This is a genomic window from Streptomyces graminilatus, from assembly GCF_001418565.1.
Classification (GTDB): Bacteria; Actinomycetota; Actinomycetes; order Streptomycetales; family Streptomycetaceae; genus Streptomyces; species Streptomyces graminilatus.
The window spans coordinates 1-13933 of record NZ_LIQQ01000013.1 but is presented as its reverse complement, the minus strand read 5'-3'; the positions used below and the strand labels follow the sequence as shown (position 1 = coordinate 13933).

18 protein-coding genes are annotated in these 13933 nt (G+C 72.8%); all 18 read right to left on the bottom strand.

The window, feature by feature from the left end; translation table 11 throughout:
• Positions 1-121: 121 nt before the first annotated feature.
• Entirely contained in the window at positions 122-4321 is a 4200-nt protein-coding gene (gene mobF, locus AOK08_RS01660) for a MobF family relaxase (protein WP_055522903.1), read from the bottom strand.
• A gap of 318 nt (positions 4322-4639) precedes the next feature.
• A complete protein-coding gene (locus AOK08_RS01655) occupies positions 4640-5059 on the bottom strand; it encodes a hypothetical protein (protein ID WP_055522901.1) in 420 nt (139 codons plus the stop codon).
• Positions 5060-5385: 326 nt separating this feature from the next.
• Positions 5386-5643 carry a hypothetical protein gene (locus AOK08_RS45420; protein ID WP_055522899.1) on the bottom strand — a complete coding sequence of 86 codons (258 nt, stop codon included), beginning with the start codon at positions 5641-5643 and terminating at the stop codon, positions 5386-5388.
• Between the two features lie 144 nt (positions 5644-5787).
• A complete protein-coding gene (locus AOK08_RS01645; RefSeq protein ID WP_055522897.1) occupies positions 5788-6060 on the bottom strand; it encodes a hypothetical protein in 273 nt (90 codons plus the stop codon).
• On the bottom strand, positions 6057-6350 hold the full coding sequence (locus tag AOK08_RS01640; protein ID WP_055522895.1) for a hypothetical protein: 294 nt from the start codon (positions 6348-6350) through the stop codon (positions 6057-6059). Before AOK08_RS01640 ends, AOK08_RS01645 begins: the two co-directional genes overlap by 4 nt.
• A 51-nt stretch (positions 6351-6401) precedes the next feature.
• Entirely contained in the window at positions 6402-6752 is a 351-nt protein-coding gene (locus AOK08_RS01635; protein ID WP_055522892.1) for a hypothetical protein, read from the bottom strand.
• Between the two features lie 5 nt (positions 6753-6757).
• On the bottom strand, positions 6758-7369 hold the full coding sequence (locus tag AOK08_RS01630; protein WP_055522890.1) for a hypothetical protein: 612 nt from the start codon (positions 7367-7369) through the stop codon (positions 6758-6760).
• Between the two features lie 148 nt (positions 7370-7517).
• The gene (locus tag AOK08_RS01625) at positions 7518-7829 is read right to left on the bottom strand and encodes a DUF7739 domain-containing protein (RefSeq protein WP_055522888.1); all 312 of its coding nucleotides are present in this window, start codon (positions 7827-7829) and stop codon (positions 7518-7520) included.
• 163 nt (positions 7830-7992) lie between these two features.
• Positions 7993-8712 carry a hypothetical protein gene (locus AOK08_RS01620; protein ID WP_055522885.1) on the bottom strand — a complete coding sequence of 240 codons (720 nt, stop codon included), beginning with the start codon at positions 8710-8712 and terminating at the stop codon, positions 7993-7995.
• A 15-nt stretch (positions 8713-8727) separates the two neighbouring features.
• Positions 8728-9186: a Pycsar system effector family protein gene (locus AOK08_RS01615; RefSeq protein ID WP_241826769.1), complete on the bottom strand. Its 459-nt coding sequence runs from the start codon at positions 9184-9186 to the stop codon at positions 8728-8730.
• The gene (locus AOK08_RS01610; protein ID WP_055522880.1) at positions 9183-9530 is read right to left on the bottom strand and encodes a DUF7739 domain-containing protein; all 348 of its coding nucleotides are present in this window, start codon (positions 9528-9530) and stop codon (positions 9183-9185) included. The genes AOK08_RS01615 and AOK08_RS01610 overlap by 4 nt, the downstream gene beginning before the upstream one ends.
• A complete protein-coding gene (locus AOK08_RS01605) occupies positions 9527-9769 on the bottom strand; it encodes a hypothetical protein (protein ID WP_055522878.1) in 243 nt (80 codons plus the stop codon). The genes AOK08_RS01610 and AOK08_RS01605 overlap by 4 nt, the downstream gene beginning before the upstream one ends.
• Positions 9770-9842: 73 nt before the next feature.
• Positions 9843-10157, bottom strand: a complete 315-nt coding sequence (locus AOK08_RS01600; RefSeq protein WP_055522876.1) for a hypothetical protein — start codon at positions 10155-10157, stop codon at positions 9843-9845.
• Positions 10157-10648 carry a hypothetical protein gene (locus tag AOK08_RS01595; RefSeq protein WP_055522874.1) on the bottom strand — a complete coding sequence of 164 codons (492 nt, stop codon included), beginning with the start codon at positions 10646-10648 and terminating at the stop codon, positions 10157-10159. The genes AOK08_RS01600 and AOK08_RS01595 overlap by 1 nt, the downstream gene beginning before the upstream one ends.
• A gap of 87 nt (positions 10649-10735) precedes the next feature.
• Positions 10736-12136: a DNA/RNA helicase domain-containing protein gene (locus AOK08_RS01590; protein ID WP_055522872.1), complete on the bottom strand. Its 1401-nt coding sequence runs from the start codon at positions 12134-12136 to the stop codon at positions 10736-10738.
• 1 nt (position 12137) lies between these two features.
• Positions 12138-12986, bottom strand: a complete 849-nt coding sequence (locus AOK08_RS01585) for a hypothetical protein (protein WP_055522869.1) — start codon at positions 12984-12986, stop codon at positions 12138-12140.
• A 71-nt stretch (positions 12987-13057) separates the two neighbouring features.
• Positions 13058-13471 (bottom strand): hypothetical protein, encoded by a 414-nt coding sequence (locus AOK08_RS01580; RefSeq protein WP_241826768.1) that lies wholly within the window; start codon positions 13469-13471, stop codon positions 13058-13060.
• 8 nt (positions 13472-13479) lie between these two features.
• Positions 13480-13933 (bottom strand): hypothetical protein (locus AOK08_RS01575; protein WP_206743399.1); only part of this gene is annotated, 454 nt, incomplete at its 5' end.

Here is a 13933-nt window from a genome sequence, read left to right as displayed (position 1 = left end):
CTTGTACGGCCCGCATGGGGGCCCGGGCGTACGGAAGCCCCCGACGGCCTGTGTCAGCGCCCGCCGGGGGCTTCTCCCTTGCCTGATCGCAGCCTGTTGGCCCCATTGGGCCCAACAGGTCTTACCGGCCCGCAGACGGCCCCCTGCGGCCCTCTGAGGGGGTGTGGTGGCGGTAGGCCGCCGACGATGCCTCCTGGGCCGCCCTGGACTGCGCTACGGCCTCGCGCTTGCGCTGGACGGCGTACGCGGCACGGGCCTTGGTCTCGACGTCGTGAAGCTCGGGGTACCTCCGGGCGATCTCGGCGCGGCGGCCCTGCTCGGCACGGACCGCTTCCACGGTCTTGTTGTTCTTCGCGGCCGCCGCCTCGAACTTGGCCGCCTCGCCCTGCAGGCCGGTCAGCTTCTGCGCGTCCCGCCGGTCGATCCGCAGCTCGATGTCGGGCAGCTGCTCGCGCATCTCCGTCAGCCGCCCGCGCACCGTGCCGACGTCGGCCGGCGCGAACTGCTTGGCGCCGGTCTCGTCGCCGAAGTGCCCGGCGAACTTGCTGGTGCGGATCAGCTCCCACGCCTCGACGCGGGCCTCCCGGGCAGCGATACGGGCGTCGCTCTCCTCGGTGCGCCAGGCCGCCCGCTCGGCGGTGACCTCGGCAGTCAGCGCAGTGTGCTCCTTCTTCGAGGTGAAGTGCAGGCGCAGGGCGAGGCGGCCCATGTCCTTCTTCGGGTCCAGGTGCTCCTTGAGGTAGCGGTCCCGTTCCTCCGCCCGCTCACGCGCGTTGGCCTCCCGGGCGAGCTGCTCGGCGGCCTCCTGGGCCTTCGCCTCCGCCTGGTCCAGCACGGTCGCGGCCTCGGCGACGAACGCCTGCCCCCGGGTCTGCCCGGCCTCCCTCTCCCGGGCAAGGCGCTCCTCGAGGACGCGGGCCTTGCCCGCCGCGTCCTGCGCGGCCCGCTCGGCGTGCCCGCCCGCCTCGTGCGCCAGGCCGAGGAGACGGCGCAGCCCGGCATCGGACCGCGTGCCGTACAGGCGCGACTTCCAGGACGGCACGGCCGCCATCTCGCGGCGGCGCTGGATCTCCGCCAGGCGCTCCGTGCGGTCGGCCCGCTCCCGGGCCTCGTCGGCGTCGGCGGGCTGCAGCAGAACCGCGCGCTCCTCCGACGCCTCGGCACTGTCACGGGCCTCGACGGCGAGCCGCTGCGCCTGCTCGTACGCCTCCTGTGCGTGGCCGGGGGAGACGGCTGTCGCCGCCCGGGCCCTGCGTAGGGCGGCCTCCGTCTCCTCGCGGGCCAGCTCGTGCTCGCGCTGCGCGGGCACTCCGGCCGGGGCGGGCGGCTCACGCAGCAGGTCCGACACCATGGAGTCGCCCCGGTCCTGGCCGAGGAACTTGGCGAACGCGGTGACGGCGCGGTGCAGGCGCTCGGTCTCGGTGCGGGCGGCGCCGAGCCGGGCCTGCGTCTCGTCGTCCTCGATCACCGCCAGGGGCAGCCACAGGTGGTTCTCGGCGCGGCCGCGCGTGATGCCCGGGTAGACGGCGAACGCGTTGGCGCCGTGCCCGTACAACAGGCTCACCTCGCTGGTGAGTCCCTGGCTTGCCGCCACCGTCATGGCGTAGCCGAGGGACAGGGCGCCGGAGCTGATGGCCTTCGGGTCGAACCACGCCGAGACGTCCCCGCCGGCCTTCTTGTCGCGCCAGGTGATCTCGACGCGGTGGGCGCCGTCGATCGCGGTGACCACGGCCCGGTAGCCGTTGAGGACGTCCGGGCCTTCGCCGCGGCGGGAGCGGTAGTCGTTCTGCCGTACGCGCACCAGGTCGCCGACGGCGAGGTTCAGTTCCGCGCCGCCGGGCAGGGCGTAGCGGTGCTCGGCGCCGAGCTCGCCGCGCTGCCGGCGGATCTGCTGCGCCCCCAGGTTCAGCAGGTCGACGTCGGCGTTCTTGGCGGCCAGGACGGTGACCGCGTCGATCAGGTCGTGCGGGTTCTCCCAGCGGGCGCGCACCTCGTCCCAGGTGGTCAGGATCTGCGCGTGGGCCTCGATCGCGGTCTCGGCGGCGTGCACCCGGCCGGTGTCCGCCAGGATCTTCAGGGCCTGCTCGTGGTCGCCGGTGCGCCACACGTCCAGGGCGGCGCGTTCGGCGTCGTTGCGCTGGCGCCGGTTCTCCGTGAGCGTGAGCCCGCCGACGAGCCGGTGGACTTCCTTGAACCAGCCGCCCGGGCCGATCGCCTGCAATTGCTTGGGGTCGCCGATCGCCACGATTTTCGTCGACGTGCGGGCCGCCTCCCGCATGAGCGCGGCAGCCTGGCGGTCGTTGGACATCGTCGCCTCGTCGACCACCAGGACGTCGACGCCCGCGAGTCCGTTGCCGTCGCGGATCTGCCGCAGCCATGACGCGATCGAGCGGGCCGGGATGCCGGAGGCGTCCTGCAGGGACTTCGCCGCGACCGCGCTCACCGTCGCGCCGGCGTACGTGTGGCCGGTGGCGTCCCACGCGATGCGGCACGCCTCCATCAGCGTGCTCTTGCCGGTCCCGGCCGCGCCGATGTGGGCGTCGATGCCGTGCCCGGCGGTCAGGGTCCGCTCGATCGCCGCGCGCTGTTCGTCGGACAGGGCGAAGCCGTTGGCGACCTCGAAGACGGACATGGCGGCCGCGGCCTGTTCGGCGGTCAGCCGCACCGTGCCCTCGTCGAACCGCGCGAGCGCCTGGGTGGTGACGACTTCCTCGGCGTCGAGGATGTCGCGGGTGGTGTAGCGGGACATCGACGACATGACGGTGGAGCCGACGTGCGGCAGTTGGACCGCGTATCCCTCGACCGCGAGGACGTCGGTGGCGAGTTGGTCCAGGAGGTCGATGTCGTCGCCGATCCCGTACTCCAGGGCGTTCGCCACGGCGGCGAGCAGCTGCGCGCGGCTGAACGTTTTGTCGCCCGCCGTCAGCCCGGTCTCGGGGTCGAAGACGATGCGGGCGAGGTCGGCCGGCGGGGGGATGCGCGGGCCGCCGCCGGGTCCGTCGACGGACGCGCCGCCGGGGTCGGGCGGGCCGGGTGCGGCGGCCGCCAGCATCGCGTCGACGTCGCCGACGACGGCCTCGGCGCGGGTGCGCCAGCTGGCCCGCATCCCGGACGCGTCGGCGTCGATTTTCTGGCGGCGGGTCTCGTCGGCGGCGCGCTGCCGTTCCTCGCGCGAGGCGTCCTCGCCGACCAGTTCGTTGACGATGGCGTGGCGGCGGGAGAACGCGTCACGCAGTTCCTCGGGAACGTGGGTGATCTCCCACGCGCCGGTGTCCGGGTTCAGTTCGCGGCGGATGCCGAACCGCTCGTAGGTCAGCTCCCGCACGCGCGCCTTGAAGTACGCGTCGAGGGCGCTGGCGTGGCGGTGGAAGTCCTTCCCGGAGTTCGCGATGCTGCGCCACTGGCCGTCCTCGCACAGCGCCACGTTGGCGATGGTGACGTGGACGTGCAGGTGCGGGTCGCCGGGCTCGCCGGGCGTCACCGGACGGGCCGCGAGGTGCTCCACGGACCAGCCGATCAGACCGCCGGTGGCGATGCGCACCAGCTCCCCGTCCTCGCCCGCCACGGCGTACCCGATCCACTTCTCGGCGAGGCGGACGGTGTCGCTCTTGGCCTGCTGCACCAGGTCGCGGAAGTCGCGCTCGTCGAGCTCGCCCAGGAGCCCGGAGACCGCGCTGTCGGACTTCGGCAGATCCAGCACCAGGTCCCAGCCCTTGACGCGCATGTCGATGCGCCGGTCCTTGTTCGCCCACGCCTTGGCGAGCTCCGCCTCCCCGTAGACGTCGGCCAGATCGAGGCCGGCGGCGCGGGCCAGCTTGTGCAGGGTGCCCACCTGCAGGCGCTGCCCCTCACCGAACCGGTTGACCTGACGCAGCTGGGTCGCGAGCTCCCGCTGCTGCTTCGGCTTGCCCTCCAGGAGCTGCGCGGGCTCGACGCCCTTCTCGGCGGCCAGGGCCTCGATCGCCTCGGTCAGCCGGGCCGCGGTCAGGTGCGCGTCGGGGTGCGTGCGCACCGACGCAGTGGAGGCCATCAGCCGGGCACCGGTGGCGGGGTGGGTGGCGTTCATGATCCGGCGCGCGGCGTCCTTGGCTTCGTCGTCCAGGTGCTCGCCCTCGGCGAACCCGAAGACGCTCACCCCGCTGCCCACCCACACCAGGTGGCCGTCGCCCTCCGGTCGCAGCCGGTAGTCGACTGCGGCGTCAACCGCGTCGTCCAGGACGGTGGTCTCGACGCCGTCGGACTCGACGACGCCGCACCCGGCCTGCTCCCGCAGCCGGTACTCGACCTGTCCGTCCGCCCTGATCTTCGTCAGCCAGGCCACCGGCCGCCCCTCCCCGCTTGTGCGCTTGTGCGCCGTTCCGGCCCGGCCGTGCCGGACCTCCCCGACAGGGGAGGTCCCTTTGTGCCTAGCCTCTGTTTGATCTTGTACCTGTAGGTGGACAACTGGCTGAACCAGCGATCATCGACGGTAACCCCAGATGACCGGTTGCCGAAAAAACAGCTGAACCACTGAGACTCACTCGTACCGGCTGATCGTCTCCGGCCGGAAACGGGTCGGGTCGGTCGGCGGGTATGCCGCCCGACCTGACCGCGTCCGCGATTCGCGGACGCGCCGGGCGGCGGTGGCGGACAGTGATCATCAGGCGTCCGGCTGCCGGGCCGGTCGGCGGCCCCACAGCGGTCGCGCGAGGCCCCGGCCGGCGCAGTGCACGCACTCGCCGCCCGGCACGTAGGCGCGGATGCCGTTGACGACGAGGCCACGCAGCACGGGCACCAGCTGCTCGGCGACCACCGCCGTGATGGGCACGGTCAGCGACTGCGGGACGTCGCCCTCGGCGGGGCGGACGATGTCGACGCGGGTCGTGTCCGGGCCGACCGACACCGTCACGATGGCCGGCAGTCCCGGCGTCTCGGAGACCGGCTCACGGTCGGCGGCGGGCGGCGTCGCGGACTCCAGGCGGAGCACCCAGGCGGGCTCGCCGTGGGCGCCGGGGTGGCTGCCCACGAGCTGTTCCAGCACCTCGTGCAGCGCGGCATGGGTGGGGTGCAGGTCGGGCATCGGGTGGTCCTTCCGCAGGGTCGGGGCGGCGCATGATCACGCGGCCTTCACCGGCCTACGGCATGCCGGGCGCCCGCTGCAGAACCCGCCCGCGGTCCTCCCGCCCGGCGGTAAAGGATCATGGTCCGCTTCCCGTACGGAGCGCCCGGGCCGATGTCACCCTCTCGGGCGATTGCGCCCGCGGCCGGTCGGCGAGACGCTGACCGCGCGTCCGCGCGGCTCGGGGCACCAAGGCCCCCCGCGACGGACCCCGGAAACGCAAAAGGCCCCCGCCCCGCCGGTGTGAGAACCGGCGGCGCGAGGGCCTTGGTCGTGCGGTGGGACGGCTACCCGCTGGGGGTGTCGAGGTACGTCCTGCAGGCGGCGGCGAACGCGCCGGCGAACGGGTCGGGCTCGCCGTCCTGCAGGGCCTCCCACCATGCGTGGGCGACGAGGTCGGCGAGCTGCTCGGCGTGCTCCTGGCCGACGTCCACGGCCGCGCCGGTCGCGCAGCGCGGGCCCCGGGCGGTGAGCCAGGCCGGGAGGGCGCCGGGCGGGTGGCAGACGTGCAGCGCGGCGTACAGGACGCCGGGGATGGTGGCCATGAAGTCCTCTCCGGGCGCGCGGTGAAACAGCGAAGCCCCCGCCGAGACGGGGGAGTCTTGGCGGGGGCTTCAGTCCTACTCTGGGTGTGAAGCGACCCCCGACACTTTCCCTGTCGGGGGTCGCTTCGGTGGTGCGGGGCGGGGTCAGGGCCCGGCGATGATCCAGAGGATCAGCGCGGCGTCCAGGTCGGCGTTGTACCGGTAGACGACGGAGATCCCGCGCCCGCCGGTCTCCTCGGGCAGTAGCTCGATGGCCCACGACGTCGAACGGTGGTCGGGGTCGGGCAGGCCGCGGGCCCGGTCGGAGTCCGGGTCATCTTCGAGGAACCGGCGGACGGATTCGACGGCGGCCTGTTCGCTCGGGCTGAGCTCGCGCAGGATCTTCTCGGCGGCGTCGCTGAAGAACGCGTGGGTCACCTGGCGTTCCCCTCGGCCTCTGCCATCTTCTGGCCCAGCTCGTAGGCGACGTCCTCGCTGCTGCGCATCAGGGCCGCCATCGCCTGCGGGTCGCACCGCAGCAGCACCCGGTGCCGGTACGCCTGGGTGATCTCGCGGACGCGGGTGAGGTCGTCCAGGTCCGCGGCCTCCAGCTCCTTCTCGAATTCCTGGAGGTCGCCCGGGATGCCCCAGACCCCCAGTGCGGTGCGCAGCTCGGCGAGCGTGCGCATCGGCGGTACGACGTCGTGGTGTTCGGGTTGTGCGGTCACTGCCCCTCCTCGGCGGGTCGGTGGTTCGAGTGTCCTACTCGGCACGGCCGGTCAGTCCTTGAAGGGGCCGGGTACCTCGTAGCCGTGGGCCTCCAGCCAGGCGAAGACGGCCTCACGCTCGGCCTTGGCCTGGCCGTGCTGCTCCCTGGTGGCCTTGCCGTCGATCGCGTCCCTGGCGATGCGCGTGACGCGGTCGGTGGACCAGGACGCCACCAGCCATCCCTGCTTCATCACGCCGACCGCCGGCGGCAGTTCCTGGCGCTCGGTGAAGACCGCCTCTTCCTTCTCCGCCGCAGCGAGCTCGGCGTTGGCCTTCTCCGCCGCGGCGCGGGCCTTCGCGGTCTGCTCGGCGAAGTAGGTGCCGATGACCGCCGCGGCGTCGATCCCGTTCGTGTCGGTCATCGCGGTCACCGGTCCCCGAGGAGCTGCGCGACCATCGGCCCGGCGTCCTGGTTGACCCGGCGGGCGACCTCGTGGACGACCTGCTTGGCCTCCTCGACCAGGCCGCGGCCCTCGGTGTGCTTCGGGGTCGGCAGGTCCCAGTCGGTGGCGGAGATCAGGATGTGCGAGACGGTGAGGACGGCGGGGCGGCCGGGCTTGAGGTCGGGCTCCCAGGGGTGGCGGTACTTGTCGTCGCGGGTCGCGATGTCGTAGCGGGTCGTCCAGTCCTGCCACGGGTGGCGGGGACGGCGGTCGGCGGGCAGGTCGCTGAACCACAGCGGCACGGAGACCTTGAAGGCGAGCGAGCCGTCACCGTTCTCGTTCTCGGCCCAGACCGCTTCGATCCCCTGGAGGTCGGGGCGCAGCAGCACGTAGCCGGTCAGCACGGGCGGCGTGGCCACGCGCCAGGCCGCCGCGGCGAACTCCTCGGTCGGCAGCGGGGTGCCGGGGGTCTCGTCGTGGAACTCCCCCAGGCGCTGGCTGAGGTAGACGCCGTAGCGGCTGTGGCCGTCGCTGGCGCCGGAGCGGTCGCCGGGATCGTCCACGGACACGAGGGTCGTGGGGGTCCATTCGGTCATCGGTGCGGGTTCCTCTCCTGGAACGGGACGGGGCCGCCGTGGTGGCGGCCCCCGGGGTCATCTTGTCGCGCGGCGCCGACAGGCGGGTGTGAACGCCCGGCACCGCACGGATGGGGGCGTTGGGTCTAACGACTCTGACCGGTTCTGGTCAGGTCCAGGCCCACGGTTCACCTGCGCCCGCCGCACGGTCGGCGGTCTCGGCGAGTTCGTGGACCGCGGCCGCCCAGTCGTCGGGCATGAGCCGGTGGGCGGACGCCCGGTGAAGGACTTCGGCGGCGCGGCCGGCGTCACCGGGCGGCACCGTGAACGGCTCCCCCGAGGGTCGGTCGAACAGGTACCGGACCGACCGCCAGTCGGCGGCGGACAGGACGTGCGCCAACTGCCGGGCGAGGTTGTCCATGGAGCCGTAGGAGCGGCGGAACTGGCCGCCTTCGGCGCCGTGGGAGACGTTCCAGCCCATGACGTCCCTCCCTTTCTCGATCACCTGGGTCGGGGCTTTCCCGGCCTCCCCTTCACCGCCCGGACGTGTTCCGGCCGGGCGGTCAGGGCAGACACGCAGGCCCGTTAGACCTATTGGGTCTAACGGGCCTGACAGGTGTTGGTCAGGGTGTTTTCGGCGGCGGTCAGGCCCGGCGCAGGAGCCGGGCGAGGCGGCCCGGCGGAACGGGCGGCAGCGCCTCGGCGAGCAGTCCGTCGCAGTAGCGGATCTGCTGCTCGCCGTACCAGCTGGGCTCCCACGTCTCGCCGCCGCAGGCCGGGCAGACGTGGTCGTGCCCGACGAACTCGTACTCGGGAGGGCAGCCGCGTTCCTCGCAGGTCGGGAATGTGGGGTCGTCTCCGTGGCCGCCGCAGTGCGCGCAGCGTGTGAACCGGTGGTCGACCGGGGCGCCGGCGGCGAGGTTGCTCTGCAGGGTGGCGATGCCGCGCACGCCCTCCTCGCGCAGCACCGCGTCGGCGCCGACGACGTGGGCGAGCGGCCGGGCGTCGGGCTGGTGGTCGGCGAGCAGGGTGAAGGCGGCGGCCCACGCCAGGGTGGTGCGGTCGATCTCGGGGGTGCCGGTGGACCAGCCGTTGAGGTCGCTGCCGTCGGGGCGGCCCGGGGCGGTCGCGCCTTCGCCGAGCTGCGCGAGCGCGGCGCGGGCCCGGCCCAGGAGCTGGGAGTCGCGGCTGCCGGGCGGGGTCATCTCGTTGCGGCGGGGGAACTGGGTGCGGCCGTTGTCCATGCGGACGGTGTAGTGGCCGCCGGTGTGGATCTCCTGGATGACGCCCTGCTCGCCCGGGTGGGCGGTGAAGCCCAGGGCGTCGATCCGGGCGGTGAGTTCGATGCGTTCGCCGACGAGCACGGCGGTCTCCTTCGGTCAGATGAGGGCGGTGATCAGGGCGGCCGCGAGAGCGACGAGCGAGGCGGCGGTGACGTCCCCGGCGAGCTGCAGGCCCCGGTATTTGCGGCGGGCCATCCGCGAGAGGTGGATGACGTGCGCGGCCCGGGCGGTGTGGTCGCCGGGGTTCTGCAGGTCCTCCAGCAGGACCTCAGGGGTGCACTCGGCCCAGTAGAGGAAGCTGCCGCGCGCCGCGCGGGCCAAGCGGGGGCGGACAACCAGGAGCACCACGAGCATCGCGGCGACCAGGCCGACGACCCCGGCGCCGACCAGCACGGCGGCCGCGCGCGGCAGGGTGTGCCCGGGCACGGCCGTGACCAGCACCGCGAGCGGCAGGCTGAACGAGGTGAGCAGCACGGCCGACTTGCCGTCCGTACGGGAGATCTCGGCGAAGGCGGTGGTCATTTCGGCGTCCAGGCGGGCGTCGATGTCGCTCACGAGCCGCTCCCCTCGTCGGTGAGCGTCCAGGTCCACGGCTCGGCGTCGGCGGCGGAGTTGGCGGCCGCGATGCCGAGCCGGGCGGCGATCTCGGCGTACTTCTTCTTCAGGCCCTTCGCCGCGGCGGTGCGGCGCAGCAGGACGGCGAGCAGCGCGGCCTGGTCGGAGTCGATGCGCCGCTCGGCTTCGCCGGCGGTCTCCAGGAGCCGGGCGAGCGGCTCCCGGTCGGCGGCCGGGAGGATGCCGCGCACGTACTCGCCGAGCTCGCGCACGGCCTTGACGGGGACGGTGTCGACGCCGAAGAAGTCGCTGCCGTGGCTGACGGTGATGGCGGAGCCGGTCACTTGTGCGCCTCCTGGCCGGGGCGGACGTCGGCGGGCTGGGTGGTGGCCGTGGGGCTCGGCGTACCGGCGGGGGTGGCCTTGTCCTGCTGTCCGATCAGCCACAGGGCGGTGAGCAGGGCGAGACCGATCCCGCCCCGGTACACCCAGCCGGGCATCCGGGGCGCCGCCGACGCGGCGGCCGGGGCGGCGGGGGTGAGGGTGCCGGTGAACTCGTAGCGCTTGCCGGGCTCTAACTCCATGACGGGACCTTCCGGTTAGGGGTGTTAGGGCTAATAGGTCTGACGGGTGTTCATCTGCTGCGTTGCGAGGGGGCTAGTCGCCGAGGTCGGCCAGTGCGCTGCGGAGCCGGGGGATGGCCTGGCCCCGGATGGCGGCGGCCGCCTCGCTGAGGTGCTCGGCGGCGTGCTCCTGGCCGTCGTCGTCGCAGCGGGCCGCGATGTCGTCGAGCAGGTCGGCGAGGACGTCCAGCGCGCCGTCGCGCGAGTCGCCGCCGTGGTGCAGGGCCTGCAGGGCGCCGGCCGTGTCCTCGATGTCGGCGGTGTCGCCGAGGGCGAGCTGGCGGAGCCAGTCCAGGCCCACGGTGATCGTGGCCCGGGCGCGGGTGGCGTCGTCCAGCGGAGCGGCCATCACCGGCGGAGGTCGTTGTTGGTGCGGGCGATCATGCCGCGCGTGGTCGTGGTGACGCTGCTGTGGTCCTGGACGACCGTGCCCTCGTAGTGGTGGTGGTGCGTGGGCGGGGCGGCCTGCGCGACGTCCTTGGCGCGGCGCAGGACGCGGGCGACGGCGAAGATCGGAACGGCGACGGCGGCCGGTGCGGCGCAGATCATGCCGATCACGGTGGGGTTGGCGGAGCCGGAGGCGAGCATGACGCCGATGGCGATGGCGCCTGGGGGGATGGTGGCGGCGCTGGCCGACAGCATCATCGTGCTGACGTCGACGGCCCGCTGCGACATCGGGGCCCGGCCGGTCTGCGGCACGGGCGGCGCGGTGCCGACGCGGGGGGTGGGGCTGTGGTCGCGGTACGAGGTCGGCCCGTCGTACGCCGGTCCGTCGTAGGCGTCCGTGATCAGGCGCTCGGCCTCGGGCTGGTCCGTGAGGTTGCGGGGCTCGGACACCATGACGGGTGCCTCCTGTTCTTGACGAGGGTGGGGGACGGCGAGGACCCCGGAGATCCGGTCTCCGGGGTCCTCGGCGTTGCGGGAGGGTCAGCCGCCCTGCTGGACGGGGACGATGCGGTTGCTGCCGTCGGGGCGGGCCAGTTGGCCCTTGCCGCGCAGGGTGCTGACGGTGGTCATCACGGAACCGCGCCTGACCTCGCGTCCGCCGTCCGCGTTGAGGGCGGCCAGCAGTTCCGGCTCGGTCATGCCGTCCGCCGGCAGGACGGCGAGGATCCGCTGCGCGGTCGTCCTCGGCGCGGTGGACTGCTCGGGAGGCTCGGCGGCCGCGGCGGCAGCGGCCGGGCCGTCGCCGTCGGGGGCGTCGCGCAGGGCCTTGAGCTCCTTCTCCGTCACGTAGGCCATGAGGTCGATGGGCTCGCCGGGCGGCGCGTGGTCGCCGTACAGGTCGAGGATCAGCGGGTCGTAGCCCTCGGTCGGCTCGACGGAGCCGACGATGAACGTGCGGGCCATGCTCATCGGGCGGGCGCCGGTGAGGTGGTAGAGCATCCCCTGCGAGTTGGCGTCCTCGTCGTCGTCCTCGGCCGTCTCGTTGTACCGGCGGACCCGCTGGACGCGTCCGACGACCTTGGGGATCGGCTGGAGGGCCTCGCCGCGGGGGAGCAGGCCGTCGGAGACGAGCTGCTGCATCATGCCGCTGCTCCAGCGCAGCAGGATGACCTCTCCCTCCTTCAACATGGCGCGCAACGTGTCGCTGCCGCCGAGCTCCTCGAGGTGGCCGGCCTGCGCGAGGATGATGATGCCGACGCCGACGCTGCGGCCGGTACGCCCGAGTTCCTTGATGAGGTAGGCGCCCTCGTCGCGGAACGGAGCGCCCTTCTCCAGCAGCCGGTTGGCCTCGTCGACGATCCCGTACACCAGCGGGTCCGGCAGGTCCTTGACGAACCCGGAGCGGCCCATCTCGGCGTACGCCTTCATCCGGCGTTCGGCCTCGGCGACCAGGCCCCGGAGCATCAGGATCGTCTCGTACTGCGTGGTGACCCGGGTGGCGACCTGCCCCTTGGCCTCGGGGACCGACTGCCCCGACTTGAGGTCGGCGAGGTGGACGACGATCCCGGAGAGCTTGCAGGCGATCAGGATCGCCTGGCACAGGCGGGACTTCCCGGCGCCGGTGGTGCCGAATACCGCGCCGCGCTGCGCGTTTCCGGTCTTCGGGTCGAAGAGCCGGAAACGCAGCGGGGAACTGTCGTAATAGGTGCCGAGCCCGATGCGGCCGCGCTCATCCATCAGCAGGTCGTTGACGCTGATCTCGCGCATGTTCATCAGCGGGTTCGAGGGGTAGATCCTCACGATTGCTTCCCTTCCTACTCCTTGTTCGAAGATGACCCTGCTCCGGTCGTCGACTTTCAGCAGGTCGCACAGGGCTTCGTGGTCGTAGCGCTTCACGCCGCCCGGCGGGGTGTTCAGCACGTATTCCTTGACGACCGGCATTTCAGGTGAGCTCCTTTCGGATTTCGTAGGTGGCCGCCTCGACGAGTTCGACACCCGGCATTGCGGTGGCGGCGATTTCCGCCCACACCTCTTCGTCGCTGCCGCTGGTCTTCTTCTCTTCCTCGGCGGGCTTGGGCCGTTGGCCGACGACCAAAAGCCGAACTCCCGCGCCGCGCCCGGGAACCGGCCCTATCTCGATCAGTTCTTCCGGCACGTCCAGGTACGCCGAAAGGCGGGCCTTCGCGTTGGCGGGCACCGTGACGGGCGTTCCGCGTTTGCCGGAGCCGAAGATGACGGCGACGCATTTCTCGTCGACCTGGTCGTGCTCCAGGAGCACGGTCCCGGGGGCGATGCCGTCCTCGACGGCGATCTCCTCGGCCCACCAGCGGGCGGCCGGGCTTGCGTAGGCGGGCTGTTCGGGGACGGCGACCTCGGCGGCCGCGTCGGTGTCCTCCCCGTTCGCCTCGGCGATCTCCTGGTCCACGCTCTCGTCGACGAGTTCGCGGGCCAGATGTCCGGGGCGCAGCAACCAGGTGGCGCCGGTCCACAGCGCCACGATGCCCGCCTGTACGAGCACGGACACCGTGCCGTCCGGCGCCAGGCGCTCGCCGACCAGGATGGCGGCGACGCCCGCGTGCGGCGCGGCGTAGACCGCGATGGCCGTGCCCTTCGCGGCGTCGGGGGCACGCAGGATCTTGCCGTTCGTCGCCAGGCCCACACCGGCGGCTGCGGCGGCGGCGAACACTCCGGGGAGGGTGACGGGTTCGGCGAACAGGCCCCCGGTGAGAACCGCGGACCCGGCGACGGTGGCGACGCGGCCGGCCACGGCACGCACGCGAGCGACGAGCATGGAAGGTACCTCCGGTCAGAAACGGAAGGGGGCGGCCGGGCCCGCAGGCTCCGGCCGCCCCACCAGGGGATTCAGCGGTTGCTGTAGTACGTCCGGTCGGCGATGGCGCCCGGCTTGTTCGTCATCGCCTCGTGCACCGGCCCGTAGTCGGCCTCGTGTTCGGCCTTGGCGGCCTCGAAGTCGGTCGACATCTCGGCGGCCTCGTTGGCCAGCGACTCGGCGTCGGCGAGGACACCGCGCATGACGGTGGCCGCGTCGTTGTGTGCGCTGACGACCGCGTCGTCCACGCCGAGGCCGGAGGCGGTGTCGGCCAGCTTGTTGACCGACGACGCGCATTCCTCGACGTAGTTGAAGGCGCCCCGTACGGCCTCGCTGAGCGAGAGCATGGCCAGCGATGCGGCGGCCAGCCTCGCCAGGATGATCGTGTACGTGACGCCGTCTGCGATGACGTCGGCGACCCTGCCGCCGATGCGTGCGAGATCCATGGACACTGCTACTCCTGGTGGTACGAGGCGTCGGCGGGTGCGGTGTGCCCCATGTCCTTGGTGACATCGGCGGGGTGCTTGTCGTACTCGGCCGCGACTTCCCCGGCGTGCCGGATGGCCTCCGAGGCGGCGGGCAGGCCCTTGGCGAGGGCGTCCGCCTTGGTCTCGACGACGTTGGCCCGCTCGATCAGGCGGGTGCACCAGCCGAGGAGTCGGCCGGGGACGCTCTTGGCGGCCAGCTCGGCCTGCAGGGACTCCAGCGAGCTCACCAGCTTCTGGCAGCGGTCGGCGACCTGCTTGGCGTGCTCGGCGCCCGCCGTGATCTCCTCGGCCATGTCGGCGTCGGACTCGATGACGTCGTAGACCGTCAACTCGGCGTCGGCGAACTGGACATCCTTCACGGCAGGCGCTCCGCTGGTGCCCATCGGGCGTGCTCCCTTCTGTGGTGCTGCCGCCGCGCCG

Bases quoted from the DNA above. Each gene is read 5' to 3' on its own strand.
- AOK08_RS01625 (WP_055522888.1), bottom strand. From the start codon at position 7,829: ATGGGCTGGAACGTCTCCCACGGCGCCGAAGGCGGCCAGTTCCGCCGC.
- AOK08_RS01600 (WP_055522876.1), bottom strand. From the start codon at position 10,157: ATGGCCGCTCCGCTGGACGACGCCACCCGCGCCCGGGCCACGATCACC.
- AOK08_RS01580 (WP_241826768.1), bottom strand. From the start codon at position 13,471: ATGGATCTCGCACGCATCGGCGGCAGGGTCGCCGACGTCATCGCAGAC.
- AOK08_RS01635 (WP_055522892.1), bottom strand. From the start codon at position 6,752: ATGACCGACACGAACGGGATCGACGCCGCGGCGGTCATCGGCACCTAC.
- AOK08_RS01630 (WP_055522890.1), bottom strand. From the start codon at position 7,369: ATGACCGAATGGACCCCCACGACCCTCGTGTCCGTGGACGATCCCGGC.
- AOK08_RS45420 (WP_055522899.1), bottom strand. From the start codon at position 5,643: ATGGCCACCATCCCCGGCGTCCTGTACGCCGCGCTGCACGTCTGCCAC.
- AOK08_RS01585 (WP_055522869.1), bottom strand. From the start codon at position 12,986: ATGCTCGTCGCTCGCGTGCGTGCCGTGGCCGGCCGCGTCGCCACCGTC.
- AOK08_RS01595 (WP_055522874.1), bottom strand. From the start codon at position 10,648: ATGGTGTCCGAGCCCCGCAACCTCACGGACCAGCCCGAGGCCGAGCGC.
- AOK08_RS01605 (WP_055522878.1), bottom strand. From the start codon at position 9,769: ATGGAGTTAGAGCCCGGCAAGCGCTACGAGTTCACCGGCACCCTCACC.
- AOK08_RS01655 (WP_055522901.1), bottom strand. From the start codon at position 5,059: ATGCCCGACCTGCACCCCACCCATGCCGCGCTGCACGAGGTGCTGGAA.
- AOK08_RS01590 (WP_055522872.1), bottom strand. From the start codon at position 12,136: ATGCCGGTCGTCAAGGAATACGTGCTGAACACCCCGCCGGGCGGCGTG.